Origin of the sequence: Hyalangium sp. (genome assembly GCF_045802625.1) — a bacterium.
Taxonomy (GTDB): domain Bacteria; phylum Myxococcota; class Myxococcia; order Myxococcales; family Myxococcaceae; genus Hyalangium.
On sequence record NZ_JBJMQP010000147.1, the window covers coordinates 98,126 to 115,215 of the forward strand.

Here is a 17,090-nt window from a genome sequence, read left to right on the forward strand (position 1 = left end):
GAGGAAACATGACGGGTCACCGCAGAGGCTCGCCGTTCATCCGGTACGAGCTGCCCCTGCTGTTCGGCGAGAAACCCCCGAATCCCGAGGACTTGGCCGAGCGGGGGAGCAAGGGCAAGCCCAAGCCCCGCCCCGTGACGACCCTGGCGGTAGGCGAGGAGAGCGGCACCTCCCGGCCGGGCAGTGTCACCACCCTGGTGGTGGGCGAGGAGAGCGGCAGCCGCGGCGCCTGAGCGGGAACGGGGCTCGGCGGCACGGCCGTATCCCCGTGGGCGAGCAGGGGCTCACTGCTCGTCGAGCAACACGGGCGAGAACTTCGCGGCGTCACACGAGGCCAATACGTAGCGCACCCCGGCGCGCTCGCCGGTGAAGCCCGCGGGGATGCCCGTGGAGTGCAGGTGGCCGTAGACGCACACCTTGGGCTTGAAGGCCTCGATGGGCGCGCTGAAGGCGGTGGCCTTCTCGTTGGCGTACAGCGGAGGGAAGTGCACCGCCACCACGCGCGTCAGCGGCGTGGCGCTCTCCTTCTCCTTCTTCAGCGCGTCCTCGATGGAGGTGGCCAGCCGCCGGGCCTCACGCTCCACGTAGGCCGCGTCTCCGGGCTCGTCTCCCATCTCGCCGCCGGGCATGGGCGGGGCCTCGGGCGCCGTCCACAGCCGCGAGCCCGCGATGAGCCACGGCCCCATCACCACTGCGGTGTTCTGCAGGAAGTTCTCCAGCGTCTTGAAGGGCTCCAGCAGCCGGCGCAGCTTCGACGCCGAGTCTCCCCACCAGTAGTCATGGTTGCCGCGCACCAGCAGCTTGCGGCCCGGGCGCTCGTCCAGCCACTTCAGGTCCTCCATCACCTCCGTGGGCCGCGTGGCCCAGGAGATGTCTCCGGCGACGATGATCACGTCCTCGGCGCGCACCTTCTCGTCCCACGCGCGCTGCAGCGGCAGCGGGTGGTCCGTCCACCCGAAGCGGTGCATGTCCTTGTTCCGGGTCGAGGGCAGGTGGGTGTCGCCGATGGCGAAGAGGCGCATGCCACCCTCATACCCAAGCCCGCTGCCGATGTCTGTACACGTTGCGCCAAGCGCTCATGACCGCTGCCGCGGCCCTCTCCCTGGCTGCCTGTGGCCCCCCCCAGCAGAGCCCGGAGCCCTCCGAGCCCGCGCAGAATTCCTCCAGCGCCATCGATGCGGCGCGAGCCGCGCTGGAGCCCGGATGGGCGCTAACCTGCCAGCCGTTGGAAGCGCGCCATGAAGCGGCGATCAATGGCGTCCTTGAGCCGCCACACGGCTCGACCGTGGAAGGCGAGCCCCTTCCACGCGCCCACAGCCGTGCCATCCCCCGCGTTCATGAGGGAGAGGAAGCCGGACTGCGCGTGGTAGGAGCGCAGCGAGCCTCCACCCGTGAGAGCCGCGCGCAGGTTGGCGCTGAGCACGGGCCCCTGGCGCACGGCGTACACCCCGGCCTTCGGGACGCGCTGGCCGCTGATGAAGCCCGCGCAGTCGCCCGTGGCGAACAGCTCCGGGTGTGAAGGGCTGCGCAGCGTGTCCTCGACCGCGAGGTAGCCTTGCGCGTCCACCGCCGCTCCGCTCTTGGCGAAGAGCTCCGGAGCCCGGGCGCCCGTGGCCCACACGCAGGTGGTGAAGGGGAGGGACTCGCCGGACTCCAGCCGCGCGGAGCCAGCAGACAAGGAGGCGAGGGCCGCCTTCGTCCGCAGCTTGATGCCACGCCGCGCCAGCAGCCGGCGGATGAGACGTTGGGCGGAGCGAGGCGCGCCCCGAGGGACTTCCTCTCCTCGTTCAATGAGCACGGTAGGCCGCCCGGTACGAGCCTGGAGACAGAGCGCCAGCTCCACGCCCGCGGCTCCACCTCCCACCACGAGCAGGGGGCCGGATTGCCGTGTCGCCTCGGGGAGCACGGTGAGCGCGCGGTCCAGGGGCTTGAGGACCCGGGCATGCTCCGTCACGCCGGGCAGCTCCGGGCCCGCGGGCAGCGAGCCGATGTCGAAGCTCGCCACGTCGTAGCCGAGCACCTGGCCATCCCCGAGCTGGAGCTCGCGCCGGTCCGCTCTCAAGGCCGCCGCGCCACTGGGCTCCAGGCGCGCCTTGGCGGCTCGAGCGAGCCTCGCCAGCTCGAAGGAGAGCTGCTCCAGCGCATAGTCCCCGGCGATCCAGCCCGGCAGCATGCCGCTGTAGAGCTGCCTCGGCCCGAGCGACACCAGCACCGTCTCCACCTCGGGCAGCGGCGTACGCGCCAGCGCCTCCAGCACATGAAGATGGGCGTGCCCGGGTCCAACGAGGACCAGCCGTTTCATGAAGGCCCTGCTAGCACGCGCGAGTGGCTTATGGAGCGCGAGTGCCCGGGAACAAGGTGAGCACCAGGCCATGCCCCGCCATGGCGCCTGCGTTGCGCCACACGTACTCGTCCCGGCCTTGGACGCTCACGTGGAACGTCTCCAGGTCTCCTCCCGAGTGCACATAGAGGAAGAGCCCGGTGGCGCTGGTGCCCTCCTGGCCCACCTGGGAGAGGTCCTCACTGGGGTAGTAGATGCGATGGGCCAGCTCGTCCCGATCGAGCCGCACGCGCGCCCCCGCCACGGGCTGGCCATGAGCATCCACCACACGGCCCAGCACGAACCCGGCCTGCTGGAGCGTCAGCAACTGGCCCCCGGTGAGCGTGCGCAGATTCTCGTCGCCCACGGCGCGGGTGAGCGCATTGTGGAAGGCCATGGGCAGCGCCCAGACCTGGGCGTCGATGACGTCCGTGCGTGGCCGCGAGCCCGTGAAGGCCGTGTCGAAGATGATGGTGGAGGCTCGCGCGAAGCCCTCCTGCTCGACGCCCGCCGCGAGGCTCAGGTGGATGTCCTTCACCGCGACATCCGAGACGGAGAACCCGTTGTCCTCCTCCACGCTGCCAGCGCCGAAGGTGGCGCTTGCATCGTTCACTCCCACGCGCAGGGGCTCCTCGATGACGAGCGGCACTCCGGCGAGTGAGGGAGGAGGCTGGCCTTGTTCCGCCAGCAACCGCACGGCTTCGGGCAGCACCTCCGCCCGGCCACGCACGGTGATTTGAAGGTTGTCCAGATCGACGATCTGGGCGTCCTCGGTGTTCGCCCCCGGATCCGGCATGGAGCCGGAGCCACAGGCGGCGAGATTCAGCCCGAGGAGGGCAAACGAAGCGAGCAGGCACGAAGACTTCATGACTGCTCGCCAAGATTTCCATGGACCCGCGGAGTGGCAATCCACCCCGCGGCGGACCGTCCCGTTGCGGACGATCAACTACCAGTGGACGTTGGAGCCCGTACCACCGCGGGGAGGAGGAGTGGAGCTGCCGGTGTGGTTCCCGTTGCCGCCATTGTTGCCGTTGCCCGGGTTCCCCGAGCCGCCACCGTGGTTGCCGCCGCCATTGCCGCCGCCCGGGTTGCCCCAGCCGCCGCCATTGCCGCCGCCGTTGTTGCCACCGCCATTGCCGCCACCATGGTTGCCGCCACCGTTGCCGCCACCGTTGCCGCCACCATTGCCGCCGCCGTTGTTGCCACCGCCATTGCCGCCACCGTGGCTGCCCCAGCCGCCGCCATTGCCGCCACCGTTGTTGCCGCCACCACTCGGAGGAGGAGGAGGAGGAGAGCCCCCGCCGCTGTTCCCGCCGCCGCTCGGAGGAGGAGGTGGAGGAGGATAGCCACCGCCGCTGTTACCGCCGCCGCTGCTGCCGCCACCGTTGCCGCCGGGGTTGGTGCCCGGAGTGTGCGAGCCGCCACCATTGCCGCCGCCGCTCGGGGGAGGAGGCGGGTAGCCACCGCCGTTGTTACCGCCGCCGCTCGGGGGAGGAGGCGGGTAGCCACCGCCGTTGTTACCGCCGCCGCTCGGGGGAGGACGGTTGCCCCAGCCACCGCCGTTGTTACCGCCGCCGCTCGGAGGAGGGTTGCCCCAGCCGCCGCCATGGTTGCCACCGCCGCTCGGAGGAGGAGGGTTGCCCCAACCGCCGCTCGGAGGAGGCGGAGGCGTCGACGGGCCAGTGCCCACGCCACCCGGAGGAGGCGAGTGGTAGCCACCATTGCCCCAGCCGCCGCTATTGCCACCGGTGCTGTAGCCGCTGTTCGGGGGCGGGTAGTTGGAACGCGGCGCGGGGTAGGTGGGCGGCGCCGTGTAGCCCCCCGAAACGGGCGAGGCGCCGTGCGTGTAGCGCGGGTTGTTGTAGACGTAGACGTCGTGGCTGCGGTCCCACGAGTAGGTCCACCCGTCGTACTGCCGCGGGTAGTAATCGTGCGAGTGCCGGCCGTGGATGTTGCAGTACCCGCCCGCCGGGATGGGGTGGTAGTCCTGGTACCAGATCACCGTGGGGCCGCGGTACCGGTACACGTCGTTGGTGTACGTGTAGTACTGCATCTCCGGCGCGTAGTCGTGGACGTGATCGTACTCCTCGAGGCACCAGCCACCGCCCGCAATGGGGTGGGGGCCCGAGAAGCGGTACTGCGTCACCTCGACCGTCCGATAGGTGCGGGCATAACCGTGGTAGGGCGTGACGACGCAGCCGGTGCCTGCGACCAGGGCCAGCGGCGTGAGAAGTACGAGTAGGCGACGCATGTGAAGGTTCTCCCGGGCCATCAACAAACCGGCCCGCTCGGGGCTTGCGACGACATTCGAGCAGACGAGCACAGCATAAAGAAATTCAAGCCCTCCAAAACTCCTCCCGTCTATGTATCGCGTGCACCTACACGGCCCGCGTGAGCCCCCCTGAGAGGCCGCCCGGCGTTTGGAGGCATGAGAACCCCCTGGAATATGAAAGGCTTAGGCTGGGGTGGCCCTCGGTGGGGTCCCGGCCAGGCAGGCGACGGAGAGACGATGACGGACATGGGATTTGGCGGCATGGGCCCCGGAGTGGCAGGCGCACAGTGCGCGCTGCATCCGGATCAGCCGGCGATGAGCACCTGCACGCGGTGCGGCAGCTTCATGTGCTCCACCTGCGCCGAGGGGGGCGCGCAGACGCTCTGCCCCAGCTGCCAGCAGCGCCTGGGCCTGGGGCAGGGCTTCCCGCTGAACCGCGCCAACTGGAGCTTCAGCGCGCTGTGGGACTACTGCTTCGAGATCTTCAAGCGCGAGTGGCTGATGCTCAGCGTGTCGATTCTCGTCTTCTTCGGCGTCGCCTTCATCGTGCAGTTCATCGTCAACCTGCTGCCGCTCCTGGGCGCTGCGCTGAAGAGCCAGGTGACCACCATTGTCCTCACCATTCTCACCATGATCATTCAGCAGGCGGTGCAGGGCGTGCTGGGCCTGGGCCTCATGCGGGTCATGTTCGATCTGCTCGAGGGACAGAAGCTCGACATCGGGCGGCTCTTCAGCCAGCTCCACAAGGTCGGGCCCTTCCTGCTCACCATGCTGCTGGTGGTCCTGATGATCGCCATCCCCGTTGGCGTCATCGGCGGCATCATCGGCGTCGCCCGGGTGGCGTCCGGAATGGCGTGGGAATCGCTGTTGCCCGTGGCCCTGGGCCTGGGTGTGCTGGCCTTCATCCCGCTGCTCTACTTCTTGATTCCGCTCTTCCTGCTCCAGGCGGAGATCGCCTACAGCGACGAGCCCTCGCCCATGCAGGTGCTGCGCAACTGCTACGCGTACGCGCGCGGCGAGCGGCTCTCCATCTTCGGAGTCTTCCTGGTGGGAATCCTCGTGGCGATGGTGGGTATGCTGGCGTGCTGCGTGGGCGTCCTCCCCGCCATGGGGATGACGTACCTGCTCATGGGCGGCCTCTACCTCGCGCTGCGCAATGGCGCGGAGATAGAGAGCTGAGCCAGCGCTGAGCCGGCGCCGCGGGGGCGCCGCGCTCCCTCAGTGGACGATGCGCTCGGAGGAACCTCCCGAGCGCGGCGCCGCCAGCTTCCCCATGCAGGTGAGGATGTGCTCGCGGTACTCGGTCACATCTCGCAGGCCGCACACCATCCACCGGCCCGCGATGACCAGCGTCGGCACGCCGCGCACGCCACGGCCCGCCGCCAGCCGGTGCTCGTCGAGGATGAGCCGCCGCGTCTCCTCCGAGTGGAACGCCGCGGAGAAGTCATTCATCGCCAGGCCCACGCGGCTGGCCAGCTCGAACACCACGTCCGTGCGCGCCACGTTCACGCCCTGCTCCAGCGCCGCGCGCTGCATGGCCCTGGCCATGTATGCCCGCGCCTGCGCGCCCTGGAGCCGCGCCGCCTCCAGCGCCGCCAGCGCCGGAATGCTCGAGCGGGGCGGATCCCCGCCCAGCCACAGCTCCGGCGTCAGCACCCGCGCCACGGGCTCTGGCTCCTCCTTGGCGCGCTGCACCTCCTCGGACAGCCCGCGCAGCTCGCGCTCCGTGGGCGGCGTATCGTGGATACGCAGTGGGTAGGGACGCGTGCGCCAGCGCACGGCATCGCCAAACTCCTTGCGGAGCACCTCCAGGCGGAGGTCGGACAGATAGCACCAGGCGCACAACACATCCTGGTACACGGTGATCTGCAGCGGCTTGGGCAGCAGGGCTCTCATTCGGGAGAGCGCAGATTAGAGGGGCGATCCGCCGCCGACAATCCCCTCCTGACATTCGGTCGCCACGCTCATTCCCGCAGGATCCGCGAAGTAGAGGGCTCGCATGCCCGTCACCCCTTCACGGCCTCAGCTCACCTGGCGCTGGGACCCATTGGCTGCCTGCTTGCTGTCCGCGAAGGCCAGCGCGTAGTCAATCATCTCCCCCGCGATGTCCTGGCGGGTGGCTGCCTCCAAGCCCTCGAAACCCGGGCTGGAGTTGATCTCCATCAGCCGCGGCCCCTCGTTGCCCTCCAGCATGTCCACCCCGGCGATGCCCAGCCCGATGATGCGCGCCGCCGTCACCGCCGCATCTATATATGCGGGCGGCAGTTCAATGGGCTGACCCTCTCCGCCCCGGTGGATGTTGGAGCGGAACTCGCCCTCCTTCTTCGCCTGCCGGCGCATGGCGCCCACCACCCGCTCGCCCACCACCAGGGCTCGCACGTCCTTGCCCTTGCTCTCGGCGACGAACTCCTGGAGGACGATCTCCTGGCCCAGGTCCCAGAAGGTGTCCACGATGGTCTGCACCTCGGGGAGCGTGTGGGCAATCATCACCCCGACCCCCTGGGTCCCACGGATGAGCTTGATGATGAGGGGCAGCCCGCCCACCTCCTCCACGAGCTTGCGCACGTTGCTCCGGTCGTGCGCCATCACTGTGCGTGGAATGTCCAAGCCCGCGCGTGACAGGTACTGCAGGCACCGCAGCTTGTCCCGGCTGCGCGCGATGGACTGCGCGGCGTTCACCACCGGCACGCCCATCATGTCGAAGTGCGTGACGACCGCCAGCCCGTAGCCGGTGATGGAGGCGCCGATGCGCGGAATCACCACGTCCACGCCACGAATCTCCACGCCGCGATACATCATCCCCGGGTGGCCCTTGGCCAGGATCATGCTGCATCGCAGCGTGTCGAGCACCAGCGGCCGGTGCCCCCGGTGTTTGATGGCCTCCACCAGCCGCCGGGTGGAGTACAGCGAGCGCTTCCGCGAGAGGATGACCACGGTCTTCTTCGTGCGGCGCCGCGCGGGGCGCGCCGGAGCCACGGGGGGAGCAGCGGGGTCCGCGGGCTGGGCCGGGGCTCGCGCTTTCTTCGGCTTCGCCTTGCGGGGAGGCATGGAGGGGGGGTGAGCCTACCACGAGAGCCAGCAACCAAGCTGATCTGCCGCTTCGATTTGCTATCTTCCGCGAAAATGAGTTCCAAGGCCCCCCACCCGGACGAGATAGGCACCAATCCTGGACCCGCCGCGGAGTTCGGCACCGATCCTCGCGGCGAGTCCCCCGGACACACGCTGGTGCTAGGCCAGGTGAACACCGTCACCACGGTCAAGCTCCACAAGTGCAAGCTCGCCGTGGCCTCGGGGCCGGACGAGGGGCGCTCGGTGGTGACGGACAAGGAGCGGCTGCGCGTGGGTTCCCACCCGCAGAATGATCTGGTGCTCGTGGAGGATCGCGCCGCCAGCCGGCACCACTTCGAGATCCAGTACACCGACCGCGGCTACCTGCTGGTGGACCTGAACTCCACCAACGGCACCTTCCTGGACGGGCGCCGCATTGAGCGGGCCTACCTCTCGCCCAGCTCGCAGATCCGCGCCGGCTCCAGCGTCATCACCTTCTCGCCCATTGACGAGGAGGTGACGATCGAGCCCGACCGCGAGGGCGAGCTGTGCGGCATGGTGGGCCAGAGCGTGAAGATGCGGCAGATCTTCGGGCTCATCAAACGCATCGCCCCCATGGACGTGTCGGTCATCATCCAGGGCGAGACGGGCACCGGCAAGGAGCTGGTGGCGCGCGCCATCCACGAGCTGTCCATGCGCAGCCGCGGGCCCATGGTGGTGCTGGACTGCGGCGCCATTCCCCCCAACCTGATCGAGAGCGAGCTGTTCGGCCACGAGAAGGGCGCCTTCACCGGCGCGGTGGCCAGCCGGCCCGGCGCCTTCGAGCGCGCCGCCGGGGGCACCATCTTCCTGGATGAGCTGGGCGAATTGCGGCTGGACTTGCAGCCCAAGCTCTTGCGCGTGCTGGAGAACCGCGAGGTGCGGCGCGTGGGCGGCAATGACGTCATCGAGATCGACTGCCGCGTCGTCGCCGCCACCAACCGGGATTTGGTGAAGGAGATCGCCGCGGGCAACTTCCGCGAGGACCTGTACTTCCGTCTCTCCGTCATCCACATCCACCTGCCGCCGCTGCGCCAGCGCCGGGACGACATCCCCAACATCCTCAAGCGCGCGCTGGCCGAGCCGGAGCTGGTGGAGCGCCACGGCCGCAAGCGCTTCTCGCCCGAGGCGCTCAGCCTGCTGATGGCCTACACCTGGCCGGGCAACGTGCGCGAGCTGGTGAACGTGCTCTCACACGTGCTCACCTTCTCGGAAGGGGAGGAGATCCTCCCGGCCCACCTGCCGCCCCGCGTCAGAGGCCAGGCCCGCGAAGGGCCACTGCCCTTCAACGAGCACCTCTCCTTCAAGGACGCCAAGGAGCAGCTGCTGGAGAACTTCGAGCGCGAGTACATCACCAGCGTGCTCGCCCGCTGCGAGGGCAACCTCTCCCGCGCTGCGCGTGAGAGCGGACTTCACCGCAAGTCCATCGAGCGGCTGGTGAAGAAGTACCAGCTGGACGCCAAGGGCATGAAGCCGCGCTGAGCCTCGCGCCCCCAAGCCCGAAAGTAACAGGGATGTGACAGGGCCCGGAGCGCCCGGGCCTGGCGCGTCAAGATGACGGATGGTCATGCAACCGCGAAATACCCGATACCTCCTAGCTTGCCGATGAGTACCCTGAGGATCAGACGAGGACGCGAGGCTGGGCAGGCGGCGGTGGAGGCCGCGCTGACGCTGCCCCTGACGGTGTTCCTCATCCTGGGCGTTCTCCAGCTCTTCCTGATGCTGCAGGCGCGCGTCATGGCGGAGTACGCGGCCTTCCGCGCCACGCGGGCCGGCAGCGTGCGCCATGGCGACTGCCAGGCGATGACGCACGCCGCCATCCTGGCCCTGCTGCCCACCTTCCACAGCTACCTGGGCAACGGGCTGAGCGGCTCGCCGGCGGACAAGCTCGGCCAGGCGTTCGAGCTGCGCAAGGGCAACGCGTACAACGCCGGCTGGGACGAGGGCCATAACGGCTCCATCGTCTGGATCATCCGCGAGTCTCCGCTCAGGGGCATCGTCCCCAACGAGGACAAGGAGTTCGACGAGCCCCGCTCCGCGGGCCAGAACGACGCGATGCGGCTGGAGACGCGGCTGGTGTTCTGGTTCCCGCTGAAGATCCCCTTCGCCAACTGGGTGATCAGCCGGATGATGCTCTCGTACTGGGGTTACATGAGCTACACGGCCCAGAACCCGCTGATGGAGACGCAGAAGGCGAACTGGACGGCCAGCTCCGTGAACACCATGACGCTGGAGAGCGCCATCCAGGGCGAGCTGCTCGGCCGGGTGGCCAGCCAGCAGTACGTCATCCCCATCCACGCCTCGGCCTCGCTGCGGATGATGACGCCCGCGCAGAACCGCTACTTCACCACCCAGAACTGCCCCCCGGCTCCGGAGACGCTATGAGGACGGATGCTCGTTACCGCGGACAGACGCTGGTGCTCTTCGCACTCACGCTGCTGCTCATGACGCTGCTGGTGCTGATGACGCTCTCCATCAGCACCAAGGTGAAGGAGAAGATGGAGCTGGACGCGGTGGCGGACGCGGCGGCCTACAGCAACGCCGTCGTCACCGCCCGCGTCTTCAACGAAGTGGCCCTGATGAGCCGCGGGCAGATCGGCAAGATGGTGTCCATGGCCGCTGTCCAGAGCCTCATCAGCTGGAGCAGCTACTACCGGGCCCAGGTCGAGGCGGCGCGCTCGTCCTATACGATCGCGCAGATCCCGTATGATCTCATCGCGCTGGCCTGCTGCATCCCGTACTCGCCCTGCACGGCCGAGTGCAAGTGCGCCACCAAGGCCATCAAGGACATCGCCGACGCGCGGGACAAGCTGGACCAGTACCAGCAGCAGCTCAAGTCCAACTGGGAGAACCTCGACAAGAACGCGGCCGACCAGGTGCGCAACCTGCAGCTGGCGGCGGTGACGCTCTACGGCGCGCAGCTCGAGCGCTACTTCCGGCTCCGCAGCAAGCTGGGGGGGCAGTCGGTGGCCAACGACATCGTGGACAAGGCCAAGGCGGGCAGCGCCTGGCCCAGCGAGTGGAGCGCGCCGGGCGGCGCGGACGGGGTGTCCATGGATGAGGCGGTGGGGCTGCCCTTCCTCAGCGGCCTGGGCGGAGCGGCGCTGCCGGTCAACCCCTTCAACTCGCACCACATCTATGCCGCCATGGGCAGCCGCGGGTTCTCCTTCACCACGCAGCGCACCATGGGCGCGGAGGTCCTCACCGCGCAGCTCCAGAAGAAGCTTCCCCAGCGCGACACCGTGGTCGTCACGAATATGGGCAGCGCCTACTTCGCCAGCTCTCCCAACCACGGGAAGCTGTTCCCCAGCGGCGCGTTCTCCTGGGCGGACGATCACCCCGAGGGCGTGGGCAACGTCGTCACCTTCAACCGCGGAGAGTCCCCCTGCCCGCCCACCACCGTGGGCTTCTCCGGTGCCAGCTCCACGCTGAAGTCCACCGACAGCGGCGACGACACGGACGAGCACATCTGGAGCCCCGGGGGCGAGTCCGAGGAGCAGGAGCGCCACACCCTGGGGGCGTGCGTCGCGGACTGCCCGGGCATCTGGCCCATGTTCGTGGACTACAACCCCGCCAACCTCGTGACGGGCGGCGGCAACCTCTGGGGCCAGCCCAAGAACCACGCCGTCATCACACGCGACTATGCGGCGCGGCTCGGCAACCCGGATCCCTGGGCGCTGTTCTTCCAGTTCCGCTTCACCAACACCTCGGACTCGGCCAACTCGCAGTTCGACGCGCGAGGCATCCAGCTGGGGCCGCAGAACGGCAACCTGGACATCAGCAAGCAGACGGCCCTGTCCACCGGCATCGCCTACTACCACCGCCATGGCCACTGGACGGAGCCGCCCAACCTGCTCAACCCCTACTGGCGCGCAACCCTGGTGCCCTTCGACGTGGACAAGAGCGGGCCGGATGACGTGAAGAAGTCGCTCGGCAGCGCGGGCGCGGGCTGGGCCGGGGATGCCTTCCAGGCCCTGAAGGATCATGGCTACAAGGGAGGGCCGTGAGATGGCACGCACCCCTGCTTCGCGCCGCACCCGAGGCCAGGCCCTGGTGGAGCTGTCCCTGGGCATCCTCATCCTCATCACCGTGCTGATCTTCGCCATCCACTTCGCGGAGGTGGGCTACATCTCGCTGAAGGTGACCGAGGCCTCGCACTCGGCGATGTTGGATGCCACCGGCTACAAGCTGCACGACTGGCCGAACGATGATTCCCCGGCCACCAGCGCGGCCAGCCAGGCCGGGCAGAAGGCCGACGAGCGGTACAAGGACTTCGACAGCCGCCGCTCGAGCACCGGCAGCGGCACGCTCACCCAGGCCTTCACCCGGGCCACGGGCATGACGGTGAGCTGCCGCACCGGCGGCGGTCCTGGCTTTGGCCCCAGCTTCTTCACCGACCTGGCCTACAGCGACAACGGGGGAATGACGTGCCTGTCCTCGGCGGACATCACCGCCGTGCGGGTGCCCACCGACTTCCTGGAGGACGCCAACCAGGGCTTCTTCAAGAAGAAGCACTACACGCCCACGCCCATCCACGTGTGCGGCATTGGTCGCGCCTCGGGAGGAGGCTGTCCGGGGCAGCTCACGACGATGCTGGATGACTGGGGCCTGTCTGGCAGTACGGAGAGCCGCATGTGCCCGCTCATCCCCGACTTCCCCGGTCCGTGCCTGAACACCAAGTACTGGGAGATGGCGGCCAGCGTGCACCTCACCTCCGGCCTGGGCCTGGGCGTGGCCGGCAGCAGCCTGGCGCAGAGCGTCGTCGGCGCGATGCCCTTTCCCTTCTTCTTCGGGGGAGAGAACGCCTTCTGGATGAGCGCCATGGGCGAGGAGACCGGCATGGTCCAGCCGCTGCCCAGCGAGGGCTGGAAGCTCTGGCCCACCTCTCCGGGCCTGGTGCCCGGCGGCATCAGCGGCATCCCCTACACCATCGCCTACTTCCAGAGGGACAGTTGCTTCCTCGGAAAGTCCTGCCCGTGAGCAGGTGGTTGCTGCCGGCGGTGCTCCTTGCCACCGCCGCGGTGGCGGGCAATGGGGAGTCTGCCGCCGCGGGCCCGGCCAAGTCCGCGCAGAAGAAGCCCGCCGCGGCGAAGCCCGAGGCCGCCGCAAAGCCCGCGCCCGCCAAGCCGGCTGCTCCCGCCGCTGCTACCCCGCGGCCTCCGTTCCATTGGGATGTGCCGGGGCTGCTCCAGTGGGTGGACTCGGCCGGGGTGCAGGTGTCCGACGGCGTGCCCATCACCCTGCAGATGGCGCTCTCGAAGGAGCCGGTGGAGGTGCTGCTCCAGCACTTCGCCAACTCCTTCCAGAAGGCCGGGTTCTTCATTCCACCGGATCGCGAGCAGGTGCAGGCCATGCGCGAGCCGCAGCTCACCGCGTTGGATCCAGAGCGGATGGTGTCCTACACGGTCATCTTCCAGCCCAACCCGGACAACACCGTGACGCTCATTTTGGGCACGTCGGATCTCTCGCACTACACGCCGTGGAAGGGCACGGATCTGGGCTGGGCGCCCCTGCCTCCCAACGCGCGGCTGCTGATGCGCACGGACCTGGAGGGTGGCCAGAGCGCCGTGCTCTCCGTGTCCTCCTCGGCGGAGCAGGTGATGGGCTTCTACCGCGAGGCGCTGAAGCAGGCCGGCTTCGTGGAGGACGAGCCGGGCCAGTTCCGCCGCGGCTCGGAGACGATCGGCGTCTACCCCCAGAGCCAGGAGGGGAAGCTGTCGGTCAGCCTCACGCACCGCCTGGGAGGAGCAGAGGCGCCCCGCGCGCCCTGAGCCCCGCCTCGGCCCGGCAACCTCGCAGTTCACGCTGGCGGCCCGAGCTGGGGCCCCGACACGGAGCAGGACGGATGCACTCGACACGGAAGACACTCACCCGCTGTGGGCTGTGGGCGCTGCTGGCGGTGGCGCTGGCCGCGGGGGGCGCGGAGGCCGCGCATCGAAAGAAGCAGTCCAAGAGCCCGGAGTCCAGCTGCATGCAGCACTGCAACGAGAACAACCAGGACAAGATGCGCAGCTGCATGCAGAGCTGCCCGAAGCCCCGCTCGGGCAAGATGGAGGCGTTCCAGGCGTGCTCCCAGCGCTGCGGGTCGAACCTCAACACCGACACCTGCTACGAGCGCTGTGAGCAGAGCGGCGGCAAGCACCACGGCCGCTGAGGGGCTCGCGGGCTTCAGGCCCGCCGCGCTACTTCTTCTTCACCATGCCGCAGGACTCGGGGCACTGGGCGAGCTGCTCCCCATGGCACTGATCCGCGCAGGCCGCCTTGTTGTTGCAGTGGGACATGCAGTCCAGGATGGGCTTCTGGCAGTGCTCCAGGCATGTGAACTTCTCGGGGCTGGTGTCGAACTTGTCCTGGGTGAGCGGCGTGGAGTCGTCCTTGCGGCTCTTGCCGGTGCGGGGCCCGGCGGCCCCCGCCCAGGCCAGCGCGGACAGCGACAGGATCAGCAGCGCGGGCAGGCCCTTCATGCGTTCCTCCAGATGGGGTGTTTCCCCTCGTGAGCGGACGGAATGTAGAGCCTCTCTGGCTCGGACTCCATTCTCGCGGGCCAGGGGCTCCTGTATCCTCGCGCTTGGACGATCGCCTGATGCCGGGATGCGCCCGCCGCGTTCGGAAGGAATGGCTGATGCCTGGAGACCGCAAGACGAGGGCCCATCAATGGGGCAGGAGGCTGGCGCTGATCACCTGTCTGCTGGCCCTGCCGGGCTTCGCCGCGGCGCCCAAGGGGTCCAAGGCGCCCAAGGGGCCCGACGCGTGTCAGGCCCAGTGCGCGGGCTCCCTGAGCAAGCAGACCCAGGTGTGCATGAAGAAGTGCCCCAGCCCCAGCAAGAAGAGCAAGCGGGACGACTACCAGGCCTGTGCCCAGATCTGCTCCGACCACTTCGAGCATGAGTACGCCCGGTGCGACAAGGACTGTAGCGGCAAGTCCAAGACGGACCACCCCAAGAGCAAGCACCACCGCTAGAGGCCCGCCCCTGGCCAGCGCGGCTTCCATATCCCCGCGAAGGGGAGAGGGAGGCTCGGGGTGTGTGGATGTAGGCTTGATGATCCGGGTGTGCGGCCAGTCGACGGATAGGCCCCCCTGGAGGGCGGTGTTACCGTTGAGAACAAATGGTTTCCCGTGTCCACAAGCCCAGGCGAGGTGAGTCCGGTCAAGCGGCCGTGGAGTCCGCGATCACGCTGCCGATGGTGGTCTTCCTGGTGCTGGGCACGCTGCAGCTGTTCCTCATGCTGCACGCTCGCATCATGACACAGTATGCGGCGTTCCGCGCCACGCGCGCCGGGAGTGTGAGCCAGGGCAACTGCGAGCGAATGAAGCACGCCGCCATCGCCGCGCTGCTGCCCACCGTGACGCGCACGGACAGCCCGGCCCGGCTGGGCAGCGCCTTCAAGAAGTTCAAGGACAACGACTACGCCGCGGCGGGGCTGCCCAACTTCACCGACAAGATGATCTGGCTGATCCGCGAGAACCCCACCAACATCGGCGGCGGCGAGGACGTGGACTTCGACCAGGGCGGCGGCCCCATGCGGCTGGAGATGCGGCTGGTCTACTGGTACCCCATGCAGATCCCCTTCGCGAACTGGGTGATGACCAAGATGTTCCGGGCCGAGTTCGCCATTGAGGACTACACCGCGTCCAACCCGCTCCTGGAGGCAGAGAAGAACGCCGACTGGGTGGCGGGCAAGAACACCATGGAGGGGCTGATCCGCGGCGAGTACGCCAACCGTTCCCAGAAGGAATACGTCTTCCCCATTGCGACCAGCTACTCCATGCGGATGATGACTCCGGCCAAGCCGGAGAACTTCACCTCGCAGCGCTGTGACTAGTGAGCTCCCGGCTATGAAAGCCCCCCGCCCTCGTGGACAGACCCTGGTGCTGTTCTCCCTCACGCTGCTGCTGCTGGCGTTGATGGTGACGTTGACCGTGTCGTTCGGCCTGCGCGTGCGCGAGCGCATGGAGCTGCAGACGATCGCGGACGCGGCCGCCTACAGCGACGCGGTGGCCTCCGCGCGCATCTTCAACGTGATGGCGGTGATGAACCGCACCGAGTGGAGCCTGCTGGTGGCCCAGTCCGCCACGCAGGCCTATATCAGCTGGACCTCGGCGTACTGGGGCTCGATCAACGCGCTGAAGAACAGCGGGTACATCTGGGCCCAGGCGGAGATCCCCCTCACCTGCACCCCCGTGCAGATCCCCGTGGCGCAGGCGGAGCTGGACCTGTGGCTGGCCGCCCTCAATGCGGAGTCCGCCACCATCCAGGGCAAGTGGAGCCCGGTGGACAAGGCGGCCTCGAGCCTGGTGCGCAACCTCAACAGCATCCAGGCGGTGATGCAGGACAGCGACTTCTCGCAGAACTACAAGAAGCTCGAGGACCTGATCAAGAATCAGAAGATGGCCGGTGACATCGTCGCCCAGGCGCAGCCGCTGAGCCCGTGGAAGATGACCGCGCACCCCTCCGCGGCGGACGACAACAACTTCCGGGAGCTGTCTCGCGACTGCAAGACGGGCGTGGCGTGCGATCCGATGCCCCCGGGCGCGGGCTCGGCCAACAGCGGCGACAACAGCATCATGCACCAGTATGAGATCTACATGGGCAGCCGCGGGGACGGCTTCACCACCGGCCGCGCCGGCGGCGCCATGCTGATCACCGCCAAGCTCAACCAGATCCTCTCCGGGTATGGCGCCGCGCTCTACACCGGCACGGGCGCCTCGTACCGCTCGGATCAGTTCGATGGGCCGCGCCACGGCCAGCAGGCCAACCCGGGCGCGGCGCACTCGGATGATGACGGCAACGTGAGCTTCGCCGGGACGTTCGGCGGGTGCGCCATCGCCATCCCGCCGCAGAGCGTGATGGCCGACGTGCTGGCCAACCTCAACAGCAACCCGGACCGGCACATCTGGACCGATGGTGTCTGCATCAACCAGGCGGACATCAGCCACACGCTCATCGGCGACATCGCCGGCGGCAACTGGCCCATCGTCATCGACTACAACACGGACAAGGCCCAGGACGTGCAGGACATCCACGGCCAGCCGAAGGTCTTCTCGATCATCCAGCGGGACTACGACGGGCGCATCGACGGGCAGCCCGAGCCGTACATCCTCAACTTCAAGTTCAAGTTCACCCCCTCCTCGAACTCCAAGTTCGACAACCGGGGCATCGCGGTGGGCGGCAGCTCGAACATGAAGCAGACGGCGGCGGCCACGGGCCTGGCCTACTACCACCGCGGCGGAGACTGGGCCGAGCCGCCCAACTTCATGAACCCGTTCTGGCGCGCCACGCTGGTGGTCCCGGACGTGGACGCGACGGGCAAGGATGATGTGATCAAGGCCGTGGGCAACGCGGATCCGCTCGCGGAGCAGGCGGCGAAGGCGCTGGACAACGGCGGCTTCAGGGGGTGGCAGTGATGAAC

18 protein-coding genes are annotated in these 17,090 nt (G+C 68.4%); 11 read left to right on the forward strand and 7 right to left on the reverse strand.

Features of this window, described 5'->3' with window-relative positions; genetic code table 11:
• Window positions 1-8 precede the first annotated feature (8 nt).
• Window positions 9-233: a hypothetical protein gene (locus tag ACJ8AT_RS27005; RefSeq protein WP_407740754.1), complete on the forward strand. Its 225-nt coding sequence runs from the start codon at window positions 9-11 to the stop codon at window positions 231-233.
• Between the two features lie 51 nt (window positions 234-284).
• Here ACJ8AT_RS27005 and ACJ8AT_RS27010 read toward each other — a convergent pair whose 3' ends face one another.
• From ACJ8AT_RS27010 to ACJ8AT_RS27025, 4 genes are all read right to left on the reverse strand, one after another.
• Entirely contained in the window at window positions 285-1,022 is a 738-nt protein-coding gene (locus tag ACJ8AT_RS27010) for a metallophosphoesterase (protein WP_407740755.1), read from the reverse strand.
• 188 nt (window positions 1,023-1,210) lie between these two features.
• Window positions 1,211-2,302 (reverse strand): FAD-dependent oxidoreductase, encoded by a 1,092-nt coding sequence (locus tag ACJ8AT_RS27015; RefSeq protein WP_407740756.1) that lies wholly within the window; start codon window positions 2,300-2,302, stop codon window positions 1,211-1,213.
• Between the two features lie 28 nt (window positions 2,303-2,330).
• Complete coding sequence (locus ACJ8AT_RS27020) at window positions 2,331-3,188, reverse strand: carboxypeptidase regulatory-like domain-containing protein (protein ID WP_407740757.1); 858 nt, start codon at window positions 3,186-3,188, stop codon at window positions 2,331-2,333.
• A 78-nt stretch (window positions 3,189-3,266) separates the two neighbouring features.
• The gene (locus tag ACJ8AT_RS27025) at window positions 3,267-4,571 is read right to left on the reverse strand and encodes a hypothetical protein (protein WP_407740758.1); all 1,305 of its coding nucleotides are present in this window, start codon (window positions 4,569-4,571) and stop codon (window positions 3,267-3,269) included.
• Window positions 4,572-4,829: 258 nt separating this feature from the next.
• Between ACJ8AT_RS27025 and ACJ8AT_RS27030 the strand changes: the two genes are divergently transcribed.
• Entirely contained in the window at window positions 4,830-5,771 is a 942-nt protein-coding gene (locus ACJ8AT_RS27030; RefSeq protein ID WP_407740759.1) for a B-box zinc finger protein, read from the forward strand.
• A 39-nt stretch (window positions 5,772-5,810) separates the two neighbouring features.
• On the opposite strand, the gene ACJ8AT_RS27035 is transcribed toward ACJ8AT_RS27030, so the two are convergent.
• Together ACJ8AT_RS27035 and ACJ8AT_RS27040 are read right to left on the reverse strand one after the other, a co-directional pair.
• Window positions 5,811-6,488, reverse strand: a complete 678-nt coding sequence (locus ACJ8AT_RS27035; protein ID WP_407740760.1) for a DsbA family protein — start codon at window positions 6,486-6,488, stop codon at window positions 5,811-5,813.
• A 126-nt stretch (window positions 6,489-6,614) separates the two neighbouring features.
• The gene (locus ACJ8AT_RS27040; protein ID WP_407740761.1) at window positions 6,615-7,640 is read right to left on the reverse strand and encodes a RimK family alpha-L-glutamate ligase; all 1,026 of its coding nucleotides are present in this window, start codon (window positions 7,638-7,640) and stop codon (window positions 6,615-6,617) included.
• A 75-nt stretch (window positions 7,641-7,715) separates the two neighbouring features.
• Here ACJ8AT_RS27040 and ACJ8AT_RS27045 point away from each other — a divergent pair, with 75 nt between their 5' ends.
• The 6 genes from ACJ8AT_RS27045 (at window position 7,716) to ACJ8AT_RS27070 (ending at window position 13,833) form a co-directional block, all read left to right on the forward strand.
• Window positions 7,716-9,161, forward strand: a complete 1,446-nt coding sequence (locus ACJ8AT_RS27045) for a sigma 54-interacting transcriptional regulator (RefSeq protein ID WP_407740762.1) — start codon at window positions 7,716-7,718, stop codon at window positions 9,159-9,161.
• A gap of 123 nt (window positions 9,162-9,284) precedes the next feature.
• Window positions 9,285-10,064: a TadE/TadG family type IV pilus assembly protein gene (locus ACJ8AT_RS27050; RefSeq protein ID WP_407740763.1), complete on the forward strand. Its 780-nt coding sequence runs from the start codon at window positions 9,285-9,287 to the stop codon at window positions 10,062-10,064.
• The gene (locus ACJ8AT_RS27055; protein ID WP_407740764.1) at window positions 10,061-11,686 is read left to right on the forward strand and encodes a pilus assembly protein; all 1,626 of its coding nucleotides are present in this window, start codon (window positions 10,061-10,063) and stop codon (window positions 11,684-11,686) included. Before ACJ8AT_RS27050 ends, ACJ8AT_RS27055 begins: the two co-directional genes overlap by 4 nt.
• A 1-nt stretch (window position 11,687) precedes the next feature.
• On the forward strand, window positions 11,688-12,659 hold the full coding sequence (locus tag ACJ8AT_RS27060; protein ID WP_407740765.1) for a pilus assembly protein: 972 nt from the start codon (window positions 11,688-11,690) through the stop codon (window positions 12,657-12,659).
• Entirely contained in the window at window positions 12,656-13,450 is a 795-nt protein-coding gene (locus tag ACJ8AT_RS27065; protein WP_407740766.1) for a hypothetical protein, read from the forward strand. Before ACJ8AT_RS27060 ends, ACJ8AT_RS27065 begins: the two co-directional genes overlap by 4 nt.
• Before the next feature lie 74 nt (window positions 13,451-13,524).
• A complete protein-coding gene (locus tag ACJ8AT_RS27070; protein ID WP_407740767.1) occupies window positions 13,525-13,833 on the forward strand; it encodes a hypothetical protein in 309 nt (102 codons plus the stop codon).
• A gap of 28 nt (window positions 13,834-13,861) precedes the next feature.
• Here the strand turns inward: ACJ8AT_RS27070 and ACJ8AT_RS27075 are convergent, their stop codons facing one another.
• The gene (locus tag ACJ8AT_RS27075) at window positions 13,862-14,143 is read right to left on the reverse strand and encodes a hypothetical protein (protein ID WP_407740768.1); all 282 of its coding nucleotides are present in this window, start codon (window positions 14,141-14,143) and stop codon (window positions 13,862-13,864) included.
• A gap of 158 nt (window positions 14,144-14,301) precedes the next feature.
• Here ACJ8AT_RS27075 and ACJ8AT_RS27080 point away from each other — a divergent pair, with 158 nt between their 5' ends.
• From ACJ8AT_RS27080 to ACJ8AT_RS27090, 3 genes are all read left to right on the forward strand, one after another.
• Complete coding sequence (locus ACJ8AT_RS27080) at window positions 14,302-14,640, forward strand: hypothetical protein (protein WP_407740769.1); 339 nt, start codon at window positions 14,302-14,304, stop codon at window positions 14,638-14,640.
• A 197-nt stretch (window positions 14,641-14,837) separates the two neighbouring features.
• Complete coding sequence (locus tag ACJ8AT_RS27085) at window positions 14,838-15,503, forward strand: TadE/TadG family type IV pilus assembly protein (protein WP_407740770.1); 666 nt, start codon at window positions 14,838-14,840, stop codon at window positions 15,501-15,503.
• A 13-nt stretch (window positions 15,504-15,516) separates the two neighbouring features.
• A complete protein-coding gene (locus tag ACJ8AT_RS27090) occupies window positions 15,517-17,085 on the forward strand; it encodes a pilus assembly protein TadG-related protein (protein WP_407740771.1) in 1,569 nt (522 codons plus the stop codon).
• Window positions 17,086-17,090: the final 5 nt, after the last annotated feature.

What these genes read in the sequence shown, in the direction of transcription:
- ACJ8AT_RS27070 (WP_407740767.1), top strand. Translation starts at nt 13,525, where the DNA reads ATGCACTCGACACGGAAGACACTCACCCGCTGTGGGCTGTGGGCGCTG.
- ACJ8AT_RS27035 (WP_407740760.1), bottom strand. Translation starts at nt 6,488, where the DNA reads ATGAGAGCCCTGCTGCCCAAGCCGCTGCAGATCACCGTGTACCAGGAT.
- ACJ8AT_RS27075 (WP_407740768.1), bottom strand. Translation starts at nt 14,143, where the DNA reads ATGAAGGGCCTGCCCGCGCTGCTGATCCTGTCGCTGTCCGCGCTGGCC.
- ACJ8AT_RS27010 (WP_407740755.1), bottom strand. Translation starts at nt 1,022, where the DNA reads ATGCGCCTCTTCGCCATCGGCGACACCCACCTGCCCTCGACCCGGAAC.
- ACJ8AT_RS27060 (WP_407740765.1), top strand. Translation starts at nt 11,688, where the DNA reads ATGGCACGCACCCCTGCTTCGCGCCGCACCCGAGGCCAGGCCCTGGTG.
- ACJ8AT_RS27080 (WP_407740769.1), top strand. Translation starts at nt 14,302, where the DNA reads ATGCCTGGAGACCGCAAGACGAGGGCCCATCAATGGGGCAGGAGGCTG.
- ACJ8AT_RS27015 (WP_407740756.1), bottom strand. Translation starts at nt 2,302, where the DNA reads ATGAAACGGCTGGTCCTCGTTGGACCCGGGCACGCCCATCTTCATGTG.
- ACJ8AT_RS27090 (WP_407740771.1), top strand. Translation starts at nt 15,517, where the DNA reads ATGAAAGCCCCCCGCCCTCGTGGACAGACCCTGGTGCTGTTCTCCCTC.
- ACJ8AT_RS27025 (WP_407740758.1), bottom strand. Translation starts at nt 4,571, where the DNA reads ATGCGTCGCCTACTCGTACTTCTCACGCCGCTGGCCCTGGTCGCAGGC.
- ACJ8AT_RS27045 (WP_407740762.1), top strand. Translation starts at nt 7,716, where the DNA reads ATGAGTTCCAAGGCCCCCCACCCGGACGAGATAGGCACCAATCCTGGA.
- ACJ8AT_RS27020 (WP_407740757.1), bottom strand. Translation starts at nt 3,188, where the DNA reads ATGAAGTCTTCGTGCCTGCTCGCTTCGTTTGCCCTCCTCGGGCTGAAT.
- ACJ8AT_RS27005 (WP_407740754.1), top strand. Translation starts at nt 9, where the DNA reads ATGACGGGTCACCGCAGAGGCTCGCCGTTCATCCGGTACGAGCTGCCC.
- ACJ8AT_RS27050 (WP_407740763.1), top strand. Translation starts at nt 9,285, where the DNA reads ATGAGTACCCTGAGGATCAGACGAGGACGCGAGGCTGGGCAGGCGGCG.
- ACJ8AT_RS27030 (WP_407740759.1), top strand. Translation starts at nt 4,830, where the DNA reads ATGACGGACATGGGATTTGGCGGCATGGGCCCCGGAGTGGCAGGCGCA.
- ACJ8AT_RS27055 (WP_407740764.1), top strand. Translation starts at nt 10,061, where the DNA reads ATGAGGACGGATGCTCGTTACCGCGGACAGACGCTGGTGCTCTTCGCA.
- ACJ8AT_RS27040 (WP_407740761.1), bottom strand. Translation starts at nt 7,640, where the DNA reads ATGCCTCCCCGCAAGGCGAAGCCGAAGAAAGCGCGAGCCCCGGCCCAG.